Source organism: Enterobacter sp. ECC-019 (assembly GCF_043974075.1).
GTDB classification, from domain to species: domain Bacteria; phylum Pseudomonadota; class Gammaproteobacteria; order Enterobacterales; family Enterobacteriaceae; genus Enterobacter; species Enterobacter asburiae_D.
In genome coordinates this window covers 4,729,762-4,745,081 of sequence record NZ_CP143759.1, presented here as the reverse complement: position 1 = coordinate 4,745,081, position 15,320 = coordinate 4,729,762, and the positions used below count along the sequence as shown (strand labels likewise).

The window sequence follows — 15,320 nt, the reverse complement described above, 5'->3', positions numbered from 1 at the left end:
TTGAGTTATTGCAAACAGTCAGCGCCGTTGAGATATACTGGGCGCTGGTTTCTTTTGCAAACAGGACTTTATGGAACGCTTTTTTGAAAATGCCATGTACGCCTCTCGCTGGATACTGGCCCCCGTCTATTTTGGCCTTTCGCTGGCACTTGTCGCGCTGACGATTAAGTTCTTTCAGGAAATCTGGCATGTTCTGCCGAACATTTTTTCCATTGCCGAAGCGGATTTGATTCTGGTTCTGCTGTCGCTGGTGGATATGACCCTGGTGGGCGGGCTGCTGGTGATGGTGATGTTCTCCGGCTACGAGAATTTTGTCTCCCAGCTTGATATCGACGAGCGTAAAGAGAAGCTCAGCTGGCTGGGCAAAATGGATGCGTCGTCGCTGAAGAATAAAGTGGCCGCGTCGATTGTGGCGATCTCCTCTATCCACCTGTTGCGCGTGTTTATGGACGCGAAGAACGTGCCGGATAACAAACTGATGTGGTACGTCATCATCCACCTGACGTTTGTGCTGTCTGCGTTTGTGATGGGGTATCTGGATAAGATCAGTAAGAAGTAGAGACACCTTACCCCTCACCCTAACCCTCTCCCCAAAGGGGCGAGGGGACCGCTCGGTGCGGCCTTTCAGAGGGCCGGGGTGAGGGCATCAGACCGCACTATTTATCCGACGACGCCTGCCACAGATTCAACTCCCCATCCGCAACATGCTGGTCAATCCGCTTGAGTTCGTCCTCCGTAAAGCGCAGGTTTTCCAGCGCCTGAACATTCTCTTCCAGCTGTTCCGGGCGGCTCGCGCCAATCAGTACGGACGTCACGCGCGTATCTTTCAGCAGCCAGCTTAGCGCCATCTGCGCCATGGTCTGGCCACGGGCATGTGCCATCTCATTCAGTAAACGCAGACTGCTCAGGTTGGCGTCGGTCAGCATCTTCTGCGTCAGGCCGCGCGCTTTATTCCCTTCGCGCTGCATGCGTGAACCCTCCGGAATACCGTTCAGGTATTTCCCGGTCAGCAGACCCTGCGCCAGCGGGGTAAAGGCAATACACCCCGTACCGTTTGCTTCCAGCGCATCCAGCAAACCGGTCTTATCGACCCAGCGGTTAAGCAGGTTATAGGACGGCTGGTGGATCAGCAGCGGGATCTTCCACTCGCGCAGCAGCTCGGCCATTTTTTGTGTGCGCTCGGTTGAGTAGGAGGAAATGCCCACATACAGCGCTTTGCCGCTCTGCACGGCGTGGGCCAGCGCAGAGGCCGTCTCTTCCATCGGCGTGTTTTCATCCACGCGGTGGGAGTAGAAAATATCCACGTACTCGACGCCCAGACGCTTCAGGCTCTGGTCGAGGCTGGCGAGCAGATATTTACGTGAACCGCCGGAACCGTACGGCCCTGGCCACATGTCGTAACCCGCCTTGGTGGAGATAATCAGCTCGTCGCGGTATGCGGCAAAATCCTCACGCAGCAGGCGGCCGAAATTCTCTTCCGCGCTACCCGCCGGAGGTCCGTAGTTATTGGCGAGATCGAAATGGGTGATGCCGAGGTCGAAGGCTTTTCGCAGCAGCGCGCGCTGGGCATCAAGAGGCTGGACGTGGCCGAAGCTATGCCACAGTCCCAGTGACAGCGCGGGCAGGCGCAGGCCACTTTTCCCGCAATAACGATATTGCATATTCTCATAGCGGCCGGGGTAAGGGTGCCAGGACATGATGTCTCCTTTCTTATCGATGAAATTTCGAAACAACGTTTTCATTCTGAACTTATCACATCACAAATTACATCACTAAGCGCGGGCATAATGGTTAACGGTAGCTGTGCGACCAGTGAAGCCACGCTAATTAAAAATGATCACAAAACGTTATAATTTCCCTCGTTCCTGCCGATAACGAGAGTAGTACTCGCCTCTGGGCGAACTCACCCTCACGGCAAGGAAGACTTATGAATATGCTCCGTAATTTCACGATCCGCTTCGTCATGCTGACGATCCTCGGGATCTTTTGTTTAATGTGGGCGGGTGTTGGCTTGTACAGCACCTGGTCCCTTTCTCGCGTAACGGATGGCAATGAAGTCGATCGCCAGCTGGTTAAACAGATGACGGTCCTCAGCCAGGGCAACGACCAGTATTTCCGCTTTGTGACCCGTCTGAGCCGCGCAATGGAAGTCAAAGCCGCAGGCGGCACGCCGGATTTGGCCTCTGCCCAACAGGCGCTGGATAACATGGGCAAGAAACTGGCCGAGATGAAAGCCATTTCTCCAGGCCCAATGGATGAGCAGGTCTCTTCCCGGGTGATCGGTACCTGGCAGGCGCTGCTCGAACAGGGCGTCACGCCGCAAATGCAGCAGGCAAAGCTGGAGTCTCTGGAAGGGTATCGTCAGCAGGCCAACAACGTCACGCCACCGCTGAGCCGGGCATTCGGCGCGGCCGCTGAGGAGTTCAACAATGCTGCCGCGAAGTCGCTCGACAGTACCCGCGTGGTGGTGGACGGCCTGACCAGCATGACCCGCACGGTGATAATCGCCGCCACGATTATCGGCCTGCTGATCCTGCTCTTCACCGACCGCTACCTGGTGGCGATGCTGGTTAAACCGCTGGACCGCATCCGTCAGCAGTTCCGCCAGATTGCCCAGGGCGATCTCAGCCAGCCCATTGAGCCGTTCGGCCGCAACTGCGTGGGACAACTGGTGCCGCTGCTGAGCGCCATGCAGGACAGCCTGCGCGAAGCGGTCAGCACAATTCGCTCCGGCAGTGAAAATATCTGGCGCGGCGCGACGGAAATCTCCAGCGGTAACAACGATCTCTCTTCCCGTACCGAAGAGCAGGCGGCTGCGCTGGAAGAGACGGCAGCCAGCATGGAACAGCTGACCGCCACGGTGAAACTGAACGCGGAAAGCGCGCGTCAGGCAAGCCAGCTGGCCGATGTGGCCTCAACCACCGCCAGCCGCGGCGGCTCGCTGGTGGAAGAGGTGGTGACCACCATGAGCGGAATTTCTGAAAGCTCGAAGAAAATTGCTGAAATCACCAACGTGATCAACAGCATTGCCTTCCAGACCAATATCCTGGCACTCAATGCGGCGGTTGAAGCGGCGCGCGCGGGCGAACAGGGTCGTGGTTTCGCGGTAGTGGCAGGTGAAGTTCGCAACCTGGCAAGCCGCAGCGCCAACGCGGCTAAAGAGATCGAGGGGCTGATTACCGACTCCGTTTCCCGCGTAGAGCAAGGGGCGAAGCTGGTGGGCGACACCGGCACCACCATGGATGCGATTTTGCGTGACGTGACGGAAGTGACGACCATTATGAAGCAAATCGCTTCCGCCTCTGAGGAGCAAAGCAAGGGCATTTCGCAGGTCGGGATTGCCATTACCCAGATGGACGGCGTTACCCAGCAAAACGCCTCGCTGGTTGAAGAGGTTTCCGCGGCGGCGGCGGCGCTGGAGCGCCAGACCGAAGATCTTCAGCGCTCGGTGCAAAAGTTCCGCCTGACGGCATAACGCAACGTCGCAAGGCCGCCTTGTGCGGCCTTGCATTATTAACGCCTTCCCCATTCAGCGCGCGCTGAAACTGCTATTCTTTTGCTAACCCCACTGACGTTCTGGGCTCTCTTCTGTGAGGTGTTGCTATGAACAGATCGTTATCTGTCGTCCCTTTTCTGTCTTTCATTTTTCTGATGCTGTTCTCGGTTTGTGCCAGCGCGACCCAGCAGGCGCAGGAACGGCGCGTGGCGCGTGATGTCAGGCAGGAAACCCGGGACGCGTCACGGCAGGTGAAGCAGGCCTGCGTGGCGAACAATAACCAGAGTAATCACGACTGCCGTCAGGACAAGCGTCAGATGAAACAGTCCGGAAGACAAAAGGCGCGGGATATTAAGTATTAATCAGATTTGCGAGACGGCTTCCAGGAATGCCCCTTGCCGCCTCGCCCTGCCACAGGAGATGGCCAGTGTGATAGAGGGTTTGCTGAGTGTACTGGTGATATATTACGCCGATACGCTGAAAGCGCCGCGCTGGATAAATACGCCGGAAGGGAATATCGCGATTAATTAAAATTGTCTTCTGTTGCCGGGTGGCGGCTGCGCCTTGCCCGGCCTGCGTTATTATTTTCATGTGTTAATGTAACAATATATTTGGCATTTTCTGCACCGTAAAGGCGATGGGAATTAATATAGCCTTAAGCTCATCCCGACATAATTAATTTTCTTATTTTACCGGAAATAATACAGTCTATGAAAAAGCTCTATATTGTATTGGCCGCCATGGCAGGCCTGGCTATGGTCAATTCAGCAATGGCGCAAAGCGTCACCGTGGATGTCCCGAGTGGTTATAAAGTGGTGATTGTCCCGTCATCCACCACGGTTCCGGAGGCGGTAACCGTCGCGCCAGCACCGTCACAAACTGTCTATGCCGCGCCAGCGCCTGCTCCGGTTTATCACCCGCGTGCGCGTCATGTGGCGAGCGTGGCGGAAGGGATGGTGATTGAGCATCAGTACGACGATCATCATTGATGCTTCTCACTCAGCAATGCGGCAGCAGGCTCAGCGCTTGCTTAACCGCTGCCTGCAAACGCGATTCCGGAACACCGTCCCTGGCCTGCACCGACAAACCATGTAAAAAGACGGCAAAAAAGTCTCCCAGACTCTCTGCATCGGTCGTATCCGGCAGTTCACCGTTATGCACTGCATGATGGAGATGGTCGATGATCTGCTGCGTACGCTGCAGGCGATGCTGTGCCAGCCAGGTTTTGAGCGTTTCATTTTCCGCACTGACGCTGGCTGCAGAGGCCACCACCATACATCCTTGCGGCAAATCCGGATGGCAGTACAGATAAACCGCATCCATTAGCAGCGTCTGGAGGGTATCCCGCATGTTGCCCCCTGCGGATAAGGCCCGATCCGCAAAACCACCTTCCTGTTTTTCGTAATCGGCGATAGCTTCCCGAAAGAGCTGCTCTTTTGAACCGAACGCCTTGTAAATCCGTGCCGATGCAATCCCCAGCTCTGCCACCAGATCCGACATTGAGGTTCCTTCATAACCCTGTCGCCAGAACAGGTTGCGCGCTTTGATAAGCGCCTGGTCGCGATCGAACTGGCGCGGTCTGCCTGCCATTTTGTTGCTCCGGTTGGTCCTGAATTCAGTGGAACAGGATCGCTTAAATCATCTGGATTACCAACGAATTTATAATTTTCGCTTGCGGTTATCCGACTTTACTCCTATTGTTTGTCAATCGACAAATAATAGGAGTATACGATGAAAACCCTCAAAGGTCCCTCTCTCCATCTGGCTCAGTTCAGCGATGATGCGGCCCCGTTCCATAATTTGCCTGCGATAGCCCGGTGGGCGGCGGAAACGGGGTTTAGCGCTCTGCAAATCCCGGTATGGGATCGCCGTCTCTTCGACGTGGCGACGGCGGCAGAAAGCCAGACCTACTGCGACGATCTGACCGGTATGCTGGCGGAGCATGGCCTGGTGGTGAGTGAGCTGACCAGCCACATCTTCGGCCAACTGATGGCGGTACATCCTGCTTACGACAGCTTATGCGACAGCTTTGTGCCGCCGGAAGTCCACGGCAACCCACAGGCCCGCGGCGAATGGGCACAGCAACAGCTGCTGATGGCGGTCAAGGCCTCTGCCAGGCTTGGACTCAGCGATCTGGGTACCTTCTCTGGCTCGCTGGCGTGGCCCTATTTGTTCCCGTTCCCGCAGCGCCCGGAAGGGTTAATTGAAACCGCCTTTGACGAGCTGGCCAGGCGCTGGATGCCGGTGCTCAACGCCTGTGACGAGCAGGGTATTAACCTCTGCTATGAGATCCACCCGAGTGAAGATCTGCATGATGGGGTGACGTTTGAAATGTTTTATCAAAGGGTGAAAGAGCATCCCCGCTGCCGGATACTTTTCGACCCCAGCCACATGGTATTACAGCAGCTTAACTATCTGGATTTTATTGATATTTATAAGGACATGATCAACATGTTCCACGTCAAAGACGCTGAATTTAATCCGACCGGGCGTCAGGGTATTTATGGTGGCTATCAGTCATGGGTTGATCGTGCAGGTCGTTTTCGTTCATTGGGTGACGGCCAGGTGGATTTCAGGGCTATTTTCTCGAAGCTGACTCAATACGACTATGCCGGCTGGGCAACCCTGGAGTGGGAGTGCTGTTTGAAAAACCCGCTGGATGGTGCCAGAGAAGGGGCAGCGTTCATCCGCGACCACATTATTCACATCACCGATAAAGTCTTTGATGATTTCGCCGGTGCGCCAGTTAACCATCAGCAAATCAACGCATTACTCGGCATTCGCTAAGCCAAGACATTACAGGGAGTCCCCATGGAACAACAATACGGTGAGATCGCGCATGCGGATCTCAGGGCAGAACACGTCTATACGAAAGTGAACGGACAGCGCATCCATTGCGTCGTGGCGGGAAAAGGACAACCGGTATTACTGATACCGGGCTGGCCGCAGACCTGGTATACCTGGCGCTATGTCCTTCAGGCGCTGGCGGCGGCGGGTTTTCAGGCGATAGCGGTCGACCCTCCGGGTATTGGTGAGTCAGATAAACCGCGTGACGGCTATGATACCGGACGTGTCGGTGCCATGCTGCATACCATGATGGGGCAGTTGGGTCATTCGTGTTACAGAGTAGTGGGCCACGATATTGGCATGTGGATCGGCTATGCCATGGCGAGCGATTTTCCTCAGGCGATAGAACGACTTGTGCTGACAGAAGCGGTTATTCCTGGACTGGCCCCGCCACCGCCGATTTTTGTCGCACCGGAAGAGAACATCTTTCTCTGGCACTTCATGTTCAATCAACTGGCGGATCTACCCGAAACCCTGACCAGCGGGCGCGAATCACAGTATCTCAGCTATATTTTCGACCGCTGGTCTCATCGCCGTGAACGGGTTGCCGCAGAGGTGTATATTGCCGCCTATTCAACACCCGGCGGGCTGCGTGCGGGCTTCGACTATTATCGCGCTATCCCGGAAACCATCCGGCAGAACCAACGCCGTGCGCAAACGCCTTTAACCATGCCGGTGTTAACCGTGGGGGCCGAACATGCGACGCGCGATGCGCCGCTGATAACCCTGCAGGGCAATGCCCTTGATCTGCGTGGCGAGACGGTGGCGAACTGCGGGCATTTTATTACCGAAGAGTGTCATGAGGCGTTTATTGGGCTGATCGTACCCTTTCTTTCAGAGGACACCGATCATGCCGCTTGATAAACACATTGCTGACTTTCTGGCTGCATCATGGGGCGCGCCGCAACCGGCGTCGTTAGCCGACCTGCGTGCCGCCACCGAAGTGGATTTGCTGCGGCTACAGGGTGAGGAGGAAACAGGTGGCGGCATTCAACATTACGTTGTTATCGCTGATGATGGTTACGCTATCGGCCTTCGCGCGTATACGCCTGCTGCCTCAAACGCTGAAATCGCGCAGCCTGCAATGCTGTTTGCTCACGGCGGCGGATGGTGTCTGGGCTCGTTGTCGCTGTACGATCGGCCCTGTCAGGCATTGGCCAATGCTACTGGCCGGAAAATACTCTCCGTTGATTACCGTCTGGCACCTGAGTTCCCCTTCCCAAGGCCGTTAGAAGATGTTTATCAGGTACTGTGCTGGGCCAGTGAACAGGCCGCGCTTTTGGGGATAGATGCGACCCGTCTGGCGGTGGGCGGCGACAGTGCAGGCGGCAATCTTGCTGCCGCGACAGCTCTGCTGGCCCGGGATCGCGGCGGACCTCGCATTGAGCATCAGTTGCTGCTTTACCCGGCGTTAAGTCGCGAAATGTCGTCCCAAAGCTATTGTGAATTTGCTGAAGGTTATTATTTAACGCGTGATGCGATGGCGTTTTGCTGGGAAAACTATCTGGGAGAATGTCGTCATCCTTATGCCGAGCCGCTGCATATGGCCTCGCTGAGGGGGTTACCGCCAGCTACCATCCTGAGTTGTGAATATGATCCCCTGCGCGATGAGGCTGAAGAGTATGCGCTGCGGCTTGAGGAGGCGGGGGTGCCAGTGCGCTGCGAACGGTTGCCGGGAATGGTGCATGCCTGCATGCATATGTCAGGGATAACGCCAGCCGCGCGTCGGTTGTTCGAACGGGCTTGTATCTGATTCAAAAACACAAAAAACCCAGCGCGATCGCTGGGTTTATTATTCATGCCTGTTCACAAGGTGGTACACAGCCTTAGTGCGTCGCTTCACCAATCAGCGCGCCTGAACCGGCACCAACGGCCGCACCTTTCAGCACGCTCTTGCCGGTAACCGCTGCGGCACCAGCGCCCACGGCAGCACCTACCGCACCACCTTTACGCGCGGCTTTACCTTTGTCGCCGTTTTTGAACATGGCACCGGTGCCTGCGCCAACAACGGCACCGCCAACGGTCGATTTCAGATCTTTACCCGTGGCCGCACCAATGGCAGCACCTGCTACCGCGCCAGCGGCGGTTTTGTCGATGGCCATTCCCGAGGTGGAAAAAATGAGGGCGCTGATAACCAGCGTTGTTTTAATAAGTTTCATAACAGATCCTTTGTGACTGCTGTCGGTTGAGACGTCATTTCTCACTCTCAGACGCGAGAAAAACGTCCAGATAGTGCCAGCAATACCGGCTCAACCTTTAGGCTAATCATGCCCTGAGCAAGGATCTGCCGGGCGGCGAACCGCCCGGTCAGTCGTCACGCCTGACGTTTGTCTTCTGTATTGGTCTCGAAGTCGCTCGCCGCGTGGCGTTCGTGGAGCTGCTCGTTCAGCTCGCCGCTGGTGCGGTTAACGATGCGTCCGCGCTTAACGGCATGGCGATTCGCCACGTCTTTCGCCCAGCGCTGCACGTTGGTGTACTTCTCTGCATCCAGGAACTCGGCGGCGTTGTACACGCTGCCCAGCGCCACGCAGCCGAACCATGGCCAGATGGCGATATCCGCGATGGTGTACTCCTCACCCGCCACGTAGCGACCGCGCGCCAGCTGTTTATCCAGCACGTCGAACAGGCGTTTGGCTTCCATGGTGAAGCGGTCAATCGCGTACTCGATTTTCACCGGGGCGTAGTTGTAGAAGTGGCCAAAACCGCCGCCGAGGAACGGCGCCGCACCCTGGAGCCAGAACAGCCAGTTCAGCGTCTCGGTGCGTCCCGCCGGATCTTTCGGCAGGAAGTGGCCGAACTTCTCCGCCAGATAGAGCAGAATATTGCCGGATTCAAATACGCGCGTTGGCGGGTTCGTGGAGTGGTCACGCAGCGCCGGTATTTTCGAGTTCGGGTTCACCTCAACGAATCCGCTGGAGAACTGATCGCCCTCGCCAATGCGAATTAACCAGGCGTCATACTCCGCGCCAGCAACGCCCAGTGCCAGCAGCTCTTCGAGCATGATCGTCACTTTCTGACCGTTCGGTGTCCCCAGAGAGTAGAGCTGCAGCGGGTGGGAGCCCACGGGCAGTTCTTTCTCATGCGTCGCGCCGGAGATCGGACGGTTAATATTGGCGAACGCGCCGCCGCCGTTCTTGTTCCATTCCCACACTTTGGGGGGCTGATACGTGTTGTCTGACATGTTGGCCTGCCTTTTGAGTGATGTGTTGAGGGAGTTTAGCAGGAGATGAATCGACCGTTTAACGATGTGAGCGCAATGGTCAGGGGAGGTGTATGATAAATCCACCTCTGTCAGGTTAATTACAACGTGCAGACGACGACAACCCCTTAAAAAAATTGCCGCCTGCCTGTTTTAGGTTGGATACATGCGTAAAGGAAAGTTAAGCAGTGATGCGCCATTCGGGACATTGTTAGGCTATGCGCCCGGTGGCGTGGCGATTTACTCTTCAAATTACGGCAGTCTGGACCCGCGCAGCTACCCGCAAGACGCGGATTTTCGCAGCTACATTGGCAACGAATACATGGGCCACAAGTGGCAGTGCGTTGAGTTTGCCCGCCGTTTCCTGTTTCTCAACTATGGCTTTGTGTTTACCGATGTCGGCATGGCGTGGGAAATCTTCTCCCTGCGCTTTTTGCGTCAGGTGGTGAACGATAACATTCTGCCCCTTCAGGCTTTTGCCAACGGTTCGAAACGCGCGCCGCGCGCCGGAGCGCTGCTGATCTGGCAAAAGGGCGGCGAGTTTCACGAGACCGGCCACGTGGCGGTGATCACCCAGCTTCTGGACGATAAGGTGCGAATTGCGGAGCAGAACGTGATTCACTCCCCGCTGCCACTCGGGCAGCAGTGGACGCGCGAGCTGCGTCTGAGCGTGGAGAACGGGTGTTACACGATCCATGACACCTTCAACGACACGGAGATCCTCGGCTGGATGATCCAGACCGACGACACGGAACACAGCATTCCCCAGCCGGAAATCGACGGTGAACTGCTGAAAATCCGCGGCGCGCGGCTGAAAAACAGGCGTCAGTTCGACGGAAAATGGCTTAACGAAAACGACGCGCTGCAGCAGGCGTATATCCGCGCGAACGGCCATGTGATCAACAAAGATCCCTGCCAGTACTTCACCATTACCGAAAGCGCCGAGCAGGAGCTGATCAAGGCCACCAACGAACTGCACCTGATGTACCTGCACGCGACGGACAAGGTGCTAAAAGACGACAGCCTGCTGGCGCTTTTCGACATCCCGAAAATCCTCTGGCCGCGCCTGCGCCTCTCCTGGCAGTGGCGTCGCCACCATATGATCACCGGTCGTATGGATTTCTGCATGGATGAGCGCGGCATTAAGGTCTACGAGTACAACGCCGACTCCGCGTCCTGCCATACCGAGGGCGGGCTGATTCTCGAAGAGTGGGTGAAAAACGGCTATCGCGGCAACGGGCATAACCCGGCGGAAGGGCTGCTGGAAGAGCTGACCGGCGCATGGAAGCACAGCCACGCGCGGCCTTTCGTCCACATCATGCAGGACAACGATGTCGAAGAGGACTATCACGCGCTCTTTATTCAGCGTTCGCTGATGCAGGCCGGTTTCGAAACCAAAATCCTGCACGGGCTGGAGGCGCTCAGCTGGGATGCCGCCGGGCAGCTGATTGACGACGAAGGTCGCCACGTCAACTGTGTGTGGAAAACCTGGGCGTGGGAAACGGCGATAGAGCAGATCCGTGAGGTGAGCGAAACCGAATACGCCGCCGTGCCGATCCGCACCGGGCATCCCGAGGGCGAGGTGCGCCTGATTGACGTTCTGCTGCGTCCGGAAGTGCTGGTCTTTGAACCGCTGTGGACCGTGATCCCCGGCAACAAGGCGATTCTCCCGGTCCTGTGGCAGCTGTTCCCGAATCACCGCTACCTGCTCGATACCGATTTTGAGGTTAACGATCTGCTGAAGCAGACCGGCTATGCCGTCAAGCCGATTGCCGGACGCTGCGGCAGCAATATCGACCTGATCAGTGCCCAGGACGAACTGCTGGATAAATCCAGCGGCAAGTTTGTCGACCGTAAAAACATCTACCAGCAGCTGTGGTGCCTGCCGAAGGTCGACGGCAAATACATACAGGTCTGTACCTTTACCGTGGGCGGGAACTACGGCGGAACCTGTCTGCGCGGCGATGACTCGCTGGTGGTGAAGAAAGAGAGCGATATCGAGCCGCTGATTGTGGTTAAAGATAAGTAGTTGACTCCCGCGATAAAAAAGCCCCCGCAGGGTATCCTGCGGGGGCTTTTCGTTACTGTTCTTCCTCTTCCAACTGCTCGCTGCTCTTCAGATCGATGATGCGGCCAATCTGATCGTGATACACCGTCAGCAGGTTGTACTGGCTCATCTCGGAGATGATCTGCGGTGAAACATTAAAGCTGCGGGCCAGCTCCTCCTGGTGAAAATAGCCCGGCTGACGCCGCCTCACGTGGGCGCGGCGGCGATTGTACTGATACCACAAAATCAGCAGCCAGCCGTTGAGCGCGGCGAACAGCAAATAGATCAACACCGTATTAAAGGACGCAATAATGACGCCCCAGCGGTAGTTGCTCTCCTCGGTTAGCTGCATCCAGAGCCTGGCATACAGGAAAAACAGAAAGCCTCCCCACGCCACCAGCGTTAACGCGGCATCAAAAAGACGCGGCAATAGCCGATGCTCGGTCAAAATTAAGGTATTTTCGTTCATTGAAGGCTTCCTTTTCCCCGGTCAGGACTGATCCAGCGCGCGCGGGCGCGCTGACGTTTAAGCATCACTTTTGGAAATGCGACGAGGGTGGTGAACAGGCCAATCATCCAGTACACCATCGGGAACCAGATCACCCAGAAAAGCGAGCTGGCCACTTTTCGTTCATAGCGCCGCTCGATGAACAAGCTGACCAGGAACTGCAGCAGGCACATCACCCCCAGCAGCAGCCCGGTAAACTCCGGTGGAAAAAGGCTCTCCACCGTCAGGTTGGGTGGAACAGGCGCGACATGGCTGATGAGGAACAGCAGCACCGTCATCGCGTACGCGAAGGCCCACAGCGTTGACAGCGCGTACTCCAGAAACAGCGGCCACATGCGGTGATGCTCCCAGCGCACAATCTTGCGCAGGTTGACCAGAAACACCTCTGCGCCTCCCTGGGCCCAGCGCAGACGCTGTTTCCACAGGCCCTTCAGTGTCTCCGGCATCAGGATCCAGCACAGCGCCCGCGGCTCGAAAAAGATATCCCAGTGGCGCAGCTGGAGCTTCCAGCTGATGTCGATGTCTTCGGTGATCATGTCCGGGCTCCAGTACCCGACGTCTGCCAGCGCCTGTCGGCGAAAGGCGGCGATGACGCCGGAGACGGTAAAGACCCGGCCATAGATCCGCTGCGTCCGCTTGATGAGCCCAATAATGGAAGAGAACTCACCCACCTGTATGCGGCCAATCAGCGTGGAGCGCGTGCGAATGCGCGGATTGCCGGTCACCGCGCCGACGTGGGGGTACTGAATCAGCGGGGCCACCAGATAAGCGGCGGTATCGCGATCGAGCAGGGCGTCGCCGTCAATGCAGACCAGCAGATCGCCCCGGGCCGCCGCCGCCCCGGCTTTGAGCGCCAGCGCTTTCCCCTGGTTCTCCGCGAGGTTAATCACCCGCAGGCGCGGCTGTTCCAGCGCCAGCGCCTGCAATACTTCCGCGGTGTTGTCAGATGAGCCGTCGTTGATGGCGATAACTTCTATATTTTCATACCGCTGATCCAGCGCGGCGCTGATGGTCTCCCGGGCATTTCGTCCCTCGTTGAAACAGGGGATAAGAATGGAAATGAGCGGCTCGCCCGCGAGCGTCGGGGCGGGCGTGTCTTGATCCCACGACCAGTGGCGTTCAAGCTGATACCAGAAATAGAGGCCGCCGGTTATCCAGAGCACCGACATGAACAGCGGCCAGAAGAATACAAAATCCAGAATCAGTTCGCCGGTAAAGAGGGCGGCCACGCCTAATGGCAACCCGAATACCAGACATAAAATAGAGAATGCGATAATGCGATCAGTCATTGTCAGGGTACCAGTACGAAGAAAATTCAGGCCTGATGCGTGAGATATCAGGTTGGTTGTTGAGGAAGTCGTCGGGGTAGTAACCGTAGTTTTTGACACCGTTCAGCTGGAGCACGCGCATCCACTGCACAAGCTGGCTATCGGCAACGGCGCGCTGTGGTTTCTGATCCCAGTCCCTGGCCTGCAGTTCGAAAATGGTTTTATCGAGCGCGCCGGGGCGGGTGGCGACCGCTTTAACCAGACGCGTCAGCCAGGCATCGCTCTCGTCTACCGGAACGGACTCCATCAGCGGCATGGCCATTGGCACCGTCCAGTCATACTCCGCCAGAAAATCATCAAGATTCTGCGCGAACCACGCCTCGCTTTCGGGCTGCAGAATGGGTAAGGCGAACATATTGCGGGCGGTTTTTATCTGCGGGCCACGGATATGCTTCACCGCCAGGCTCAGGGCGTGGGTAAATCCGATAAGCCGTTGGCTCTTCTGGCGAGTCGTGTCCTGTCCGGCATCGTCCACGTCCGTCAGCACCGCATCATCATGGAACAAAATCCCATTGAAGCTGGCATAGCGGGCCAGATCTTCATAGATGTCCGTCACCTGCTGGCGCACCTGCGGGTCCCATGGGGTGAGCCGGATATAGGGCTCGGTGGCTTCGCGCAGCTGGCCGGTTTGACGATCCCGGCGCTGCACGCGCGGCAGGGAAGGATCGAGATCGAACGAGAGCACCGGCATCCACGCGAAGACTTTTACCCCCGCGCGGGTTTGTAGCTGCCAGGCAACAAAATTAAAGAGATCGGCCCGGACCGGCAGCCGGCGGTTGGGGAAATAGAGCGCCTTGATCCTGCCGTCGCCCTGCGGGTCGGCAAACGCCTGCAGGAAAACATGGCTGATTTTCATGTCATAGACCCGCTGAATCAGCTTGTTGATGTTTTGGGTCTGCTGGGTCGGATCGGGATCGTAAACGTAGTCGAGATCGATGTGCATGACGCGCACGGGATCGCGCTCCTGAACCTGGCTGACAGTACTGGCAAACGCCTTGAGCGAGGGATTTCCGGCGATCAGCAGACGGGGAATGTTGCCCAGATCCTGCACATTCCCCAGCCCGTCCTCAAGGGTGAAGGCCAGCTGATAGCCCTGCTGTCTGGCGATAGCGAGCGACGTACCGCTGGCGGCGCCGTAGGGCCAGACCCAGGCGCGCGGCGCTTTGCCCGTCACCTGCGTGATTTTTTCAGTCACTTTGCGAACGTCATCGCCGATCCGCTGGTTGAACTGCTGGTCGGTTTCATAGCGGCCCGTGGCTTTGTCATAAAAGCGATTGGCGATCGCCGGTTCCCGGCTGCCCTGCGGGTTGGCCGGAATGCCGTAATGCGAGGCCCAGGTATGCGATCCGATCTCTATCAGCGGAGACTGGCTGAGCTCGCGCACCATGTCCCACGTCGCGAAGCGATCGCGGGGCGTCATCAGGCCGCCGAAGTTAACTTTTTGATTTGCCGGCGTATCCACCCAGCTGCCCACCGGCGCCCACAGCGCAGGAACGTTCCATGCCTGAAGCAGCGGCCAGACGCGGGTGTAAAAGCTGCTGTAGCCGTCGTCAAAGCTGAGCAGAACGGCTTTTGGCGGCAGCGTTTTTTTCCCGTCATGCGCATCCAGAATGTCCTGCACGCTGATGGCGTGATAGCCGTTGTGCAGAAGCCAGCTTATCTGCTCGTTTAACGCGCTGGTGCGAACGGAGAGGTAGCGCTGATCGGCGGCATCGTCTTCTACGTCGTGGTAGGCGAGGACCAGAAACTGGTTCTCCGGCCAGGGTTTACTCGCCTCCAGCTGCGGCCGCGCTTTGGGCGCAATGAACGAGATCGCCTGCGCGCAGACGCTCGCGCTGAGGCAGAGCCAGCCGAGGAGTATCAGACTCACGGAAATACGTGTGTTCAGCATATTC

General features: G+C 57.1%; 15 protein-coding genes. 8 read left to right on the top strand and 7 right to left on the bottom strand.

Translation table 11 applies throughout. The annotated features are described in order from the left end of the window. Nucleotides 1-70 precede the first annotated feature (70 nt). Nucleotides 71-559, top strand: coding sequence for a TIGR00645 family protein (locus tag V1566_RS22490; RefSeq protein ID WP_047347852.1), 489 nt, complete (start codon nucleotides 71-73; stop codon nucleotides 557-559). A 97-nt stretch (nucleotides 560-656) separates the two neighbouring features. Here the strand turns inward: V1566_RS22490 and V1566_RS22485 are convergent, their stop codons facing one another. Further along, nucleotides 657-1,697 (bottom strand): aldo/keto reductase, encoded by a 1,041-nt coding sequence (locus V1566_RS22485; protein ID WP_335244790.1) that lies wholly within the window; start codon nucleotides 1,695-1,697, stop codon nucleotides 657-659. Nucleotides 1,698-1,927: 230 nt separating this feature from the next. On the opposite strand from V1566_RS22485, the gene V1566_RS22480 reads away from it, so the two are divergent. The 3 genes from V1566_RS22480 (at nucleotide 1,928) to V1566_RS22470 (ending at nucleotide 4,485) form a co-directional block, all read left to right on the top strand. Then, nucleotides 1,928-3,475 (top strand): methyl-accepting chemotaxis protein, encoded by a 1,548-nt coding sequence (locus V1566_RS22480; RefSeq protein ID WP_395304675.1) that lies wholly within the window; start codon nucleotides 1,928-1,930, stop codon nucleotides 3,473-3,475. Between the two features lie 128 nt (nucleotides 3,476-3,603). Beyond that, nucleotides 3,604-3,858, top strand: a complete 255-nt coding sequence (locus V1566_RS22475) for a hypothetical protein (RefSeq protein WP_395304674.1) — start codon at nucleotides 3,604-3,606, stop codon at nucleotides 3,856-3,858. Nucleotides 3,859-4,206: 348 nt separating this feature from the next. Further along, nucleotides 4,207-4,485 carry a hypothetical protein gene (locus V1566_RS22470; RefSeq protein ID WP_395304673.1) on the top strand — a complete coding sequence of 93 codons (279 nt, stop codon included), beginning with the start codon at nucleotides 4,207-4,209 and terminating at the stop codon, nucleotides 4,483-4,485. Nucleotides 4,486-4,495: 10 nt separating this feature from the next. Here the strand turns inward: V1566_RS22470 and V1566_RS22465 are convergent, their stop codons facing one another. Beyond that, nucleotides 4,496-5,086, bottom strand: coding sequence for a TetR/AcrR family transcriptional regulator (locus V1566_RS22465; RefSeq protein ID WP_395304672.1), 591 nt, complete (start codon nucleotides 5,084-5,086; stop codon nucleotides 4,496-4,498). Between the two features lie 141 nt (nucleotides 5,087-5,227). Between V1566_RS22465 and V1566_RS22460 the strand changes: the two genes are divergently transcribed. The 3 genes from V1566_RS22460 to V1566_RS22450 are packed head-to-tail and all read left to right on the top strand — an operon-like array spanning nucleotide 5,228 to nucleotide 8,096. Beyond that, complete coding sequence (locus tag V1566_RS22460; RefSeq protein WP_395304671.1) at nucleotides 5,228-6,283, top strand: sugar phosphate isomerase/epimerase family protein; 1,056 nt, start codon at nucleotides 5,228-5,230, stop codon at nucleotides 6,281-6,283. A 24-nt stretch (nucleotides 6,284-6,307) separates the two neighbouring features. Continuing rightward, complete coding sequence (locus V1566_RS22455) at nucleotides 6,308-7,204, top strand: alpha/beta fold hydrolase (RefSeq protein ID WP_395304670.1); 897 nt, start codon at nucleotides 6,308-6,310, stop codon at nucleotides 7,202-7,204. Further along, nucleotides 7,194-8,096: an alpha/beta hydrolase gene (locus V1566_RS22450; protein WP_395304669.1), complete on the top strand. Its 903-nt coding sequence runs from the start codon at nucleotides 7,194-7,196 to the stop codon at nucleotides 8,094-8,096. Before V1566_RS22455 ends, V1566_RS22450 begins: the two co-directional genes overlap by 11 nt. A gap of 73 nt (nucleotides 8,097-8,169) precedes the next feature. Here the strand turns inward: V1566_RS22450 and V1566_RS22445 are convergent, their stop codons facing one another. Then, complete coding sequence (locus V1566_RS22445) at nucleotides 8,170-8,502, bottom strand: glycine zipper domain-containing protein (RefSeq protein WP_213330193.1); 333 nt, start codon at nucleotides 8,500-8,502, stop codon at nucleotides 8,170-8,172. 155 nt (nucleotides 8,503-8,657) lie between these two features. After that, entirely contained in the window at nucleotides 8,658-9,524 is an 867-nt protein-coding gene (gene yghU / locus V1566_RS22440; RefSeq protein ID WP_395304668.1) for a glutathione-dependent disulfide-bond oxidoreductase, read from the bottom strand. 184 nt (nucleotides 9,525-9,708) lie between these two features. Between yghU and gss the strand changes: the two genes are divergently transcribed. After that, the gene (gss, locus tag V1566_RS22435) at nucleotides 9,709-11,571 is read left to right on the top strand and encodes a bifunctional glutathionylspermidine amidase/synthase (RefSeq protein WP_395304667.1); all 1,863 of its coding nucleotides are present in this window, start codon (nucleotides 9,709-9,711) and stop codon (nucleotides 11,569-11,571) included. Nucleotides 11,572-11,623: 52 nt separating this feature from the next. On the opposite strand, the gene pgaD is transcribed toward gss, so the two are convergent. From pgaD to pgaB, 3 genes are read right to left on the bottom strand one after another with little or no spacing between them, the layout of a single operon-like run. Beyond that, nucleotides 11,624-12,058 (bottom strand): poly-beta-1,6-N-acetyl-D-glucosamine biosynthesis protein PgaD, encoded by a 435-nt coding sequence (pgaD, locus tag V1566_RS22430; RefSeq protein WP_395304666.1) that lies wholly within the window; start codon nucleotides 12,056-12,058, stop codon nucleotides 11,624-11,626. Further along, entirely contained in the window at nucleotides 12,055-13,386 is a 1,332-nt protein-coding gene (pgaC, locus tag V1566_RS22425) for a poly-beta-1,6-N-acetyl-D-glucosamine synthase (RefSeq protein WP_395304665.1), read from the bottom strand. The genes pgaD and pgaC overlap by 4 nt, the downstream gene beginning before the upstream one ends. Further along, entirely contained in the window at nucleotides 13,379-15,316 is a 1,938-nt protein-coding gene (gene pgaB, locus V1566_RS22420) for a poly-beta-1,6-N-acetyl-D-glucosamine N-deacetylase PgaB (protein WP_395304664.1), read from the bottom strand. The genes pgaC and pgaB overlap by 8 nt, the downstream gene beginning before the upstream one ends. Nucleotides 15,317-15,320: the final 4 nt, after the last annotated feature.

What these genes read in the sequence shown, in the direction of transcription:
- V1566_RS22460 (WP_395304671.1), top strand. Translation starts at nt 5,228, where the DNA reads ATGAAAACCCTCAAAGGTCCCTCTCTCCATCTGGCTCAGTTCAGCGAT.
- gss (WP_395304667.1), top strand. Translation starts at nt 9,709, where the DNA reads ATGCGTAAAGGAAAGTTAAGCAGTGATGCGCCATTCGGGACATTGTTA.
- V1566_RS22470 (WP_395304673.1), top strand. Translation starts at nt 4,207, where the DNA reads ATGAAAAAGCTCTATATTGTATTGGCCGCCATGGCAGGCCTGGCTATG.
- V1566_RS22445 (WP_213330193.1), bottom strand. Translation starts at nt 8,502, where the DNA reads ATGAAACTTATTAAAACAACGCTGGTTATCAGCGCCCTCATTTTTTCC.
- V1566_RS22485 (WP_335244790.1), bottom strand. Translation starts at nt 1,697, where the DNA reads ATGTCCTGGCACCCTTACCCCGGCCGCTATGAGAATATGCAATATCGT.
- V1566_RS22490 (WP_047347852.1), top strand. Translation starts at nt 71, where the DNA reads ATGGAACGCTTTTTTGAAAATGCCATGTACGCCTCTCGCTGGATACTG.
- V1566_RS22455 (WP_395304670.1), top strand. Translation starts at nt 6,308, where the DNA reads ATGGAACAACAATACGGTGAGATCGCGCATGCGGATCTCAGGGCAGAA.
- pgaB (WP_395304664.1), bottom strand. Translation starts at nt 15,316, where the DNA reads ATGCTGAACACACGTATTTCCGTGAGTCTGATACTCCTCGGCTGGCTC.
- pgaD (WP_395304666.1), bottom strand. Translation starts at nt 12,058, where the DNA reads ATGAACGAAAATACCTTAATTTTGACCGAGCATCGGCTATTGCCGCGT.
- V1566_RS22475 (WP_395304674.1), top strand. Translation starts at nt 3,604, where the DNA reads ATGAACAGATCGTTATCTGTCGTCCCTTTTCTGTCTTTCATTTTTCTG.
- V1566_RS22480 (WP_395304675.1), top strand. Translation starts at nt 1,928, where the DNA reads ATGAATATGCTCCGTAATTTCACGATCCGCTTCGTCATGCTGACGATC.
- V1566_RS22465 (WP_395304672.1), bottom strand. Translation starts at nt 5,086, where the DNA reads ATGGCAGGCAGACCGCGCCAGTTCGATCGCGACCAGGCGCTTATCAAA.
- yghU (WP_395304668.1), bottom strand. Translation starts at nt 9,524, where the DNA reads ATGTCAGACAACACGTATCAGCCCCCCAAAGTGTGGGAATGGAACAAG.
- pgaC (WP_395304665.1), bottom strand. Translation starts at nt 13,386, where the DNA reads ATGACTGATCGCATTATCGCATTCTCTATTTTATGTCTGGTATTCGGG.
- V1566_RS22450 (WP_395304669.1), top strand. Translation starts at nt 7,194, where the DNA reads ATGCCGCTTGATAAACACATTGCTGACTTTCTGGCTGCATCATGGGGC.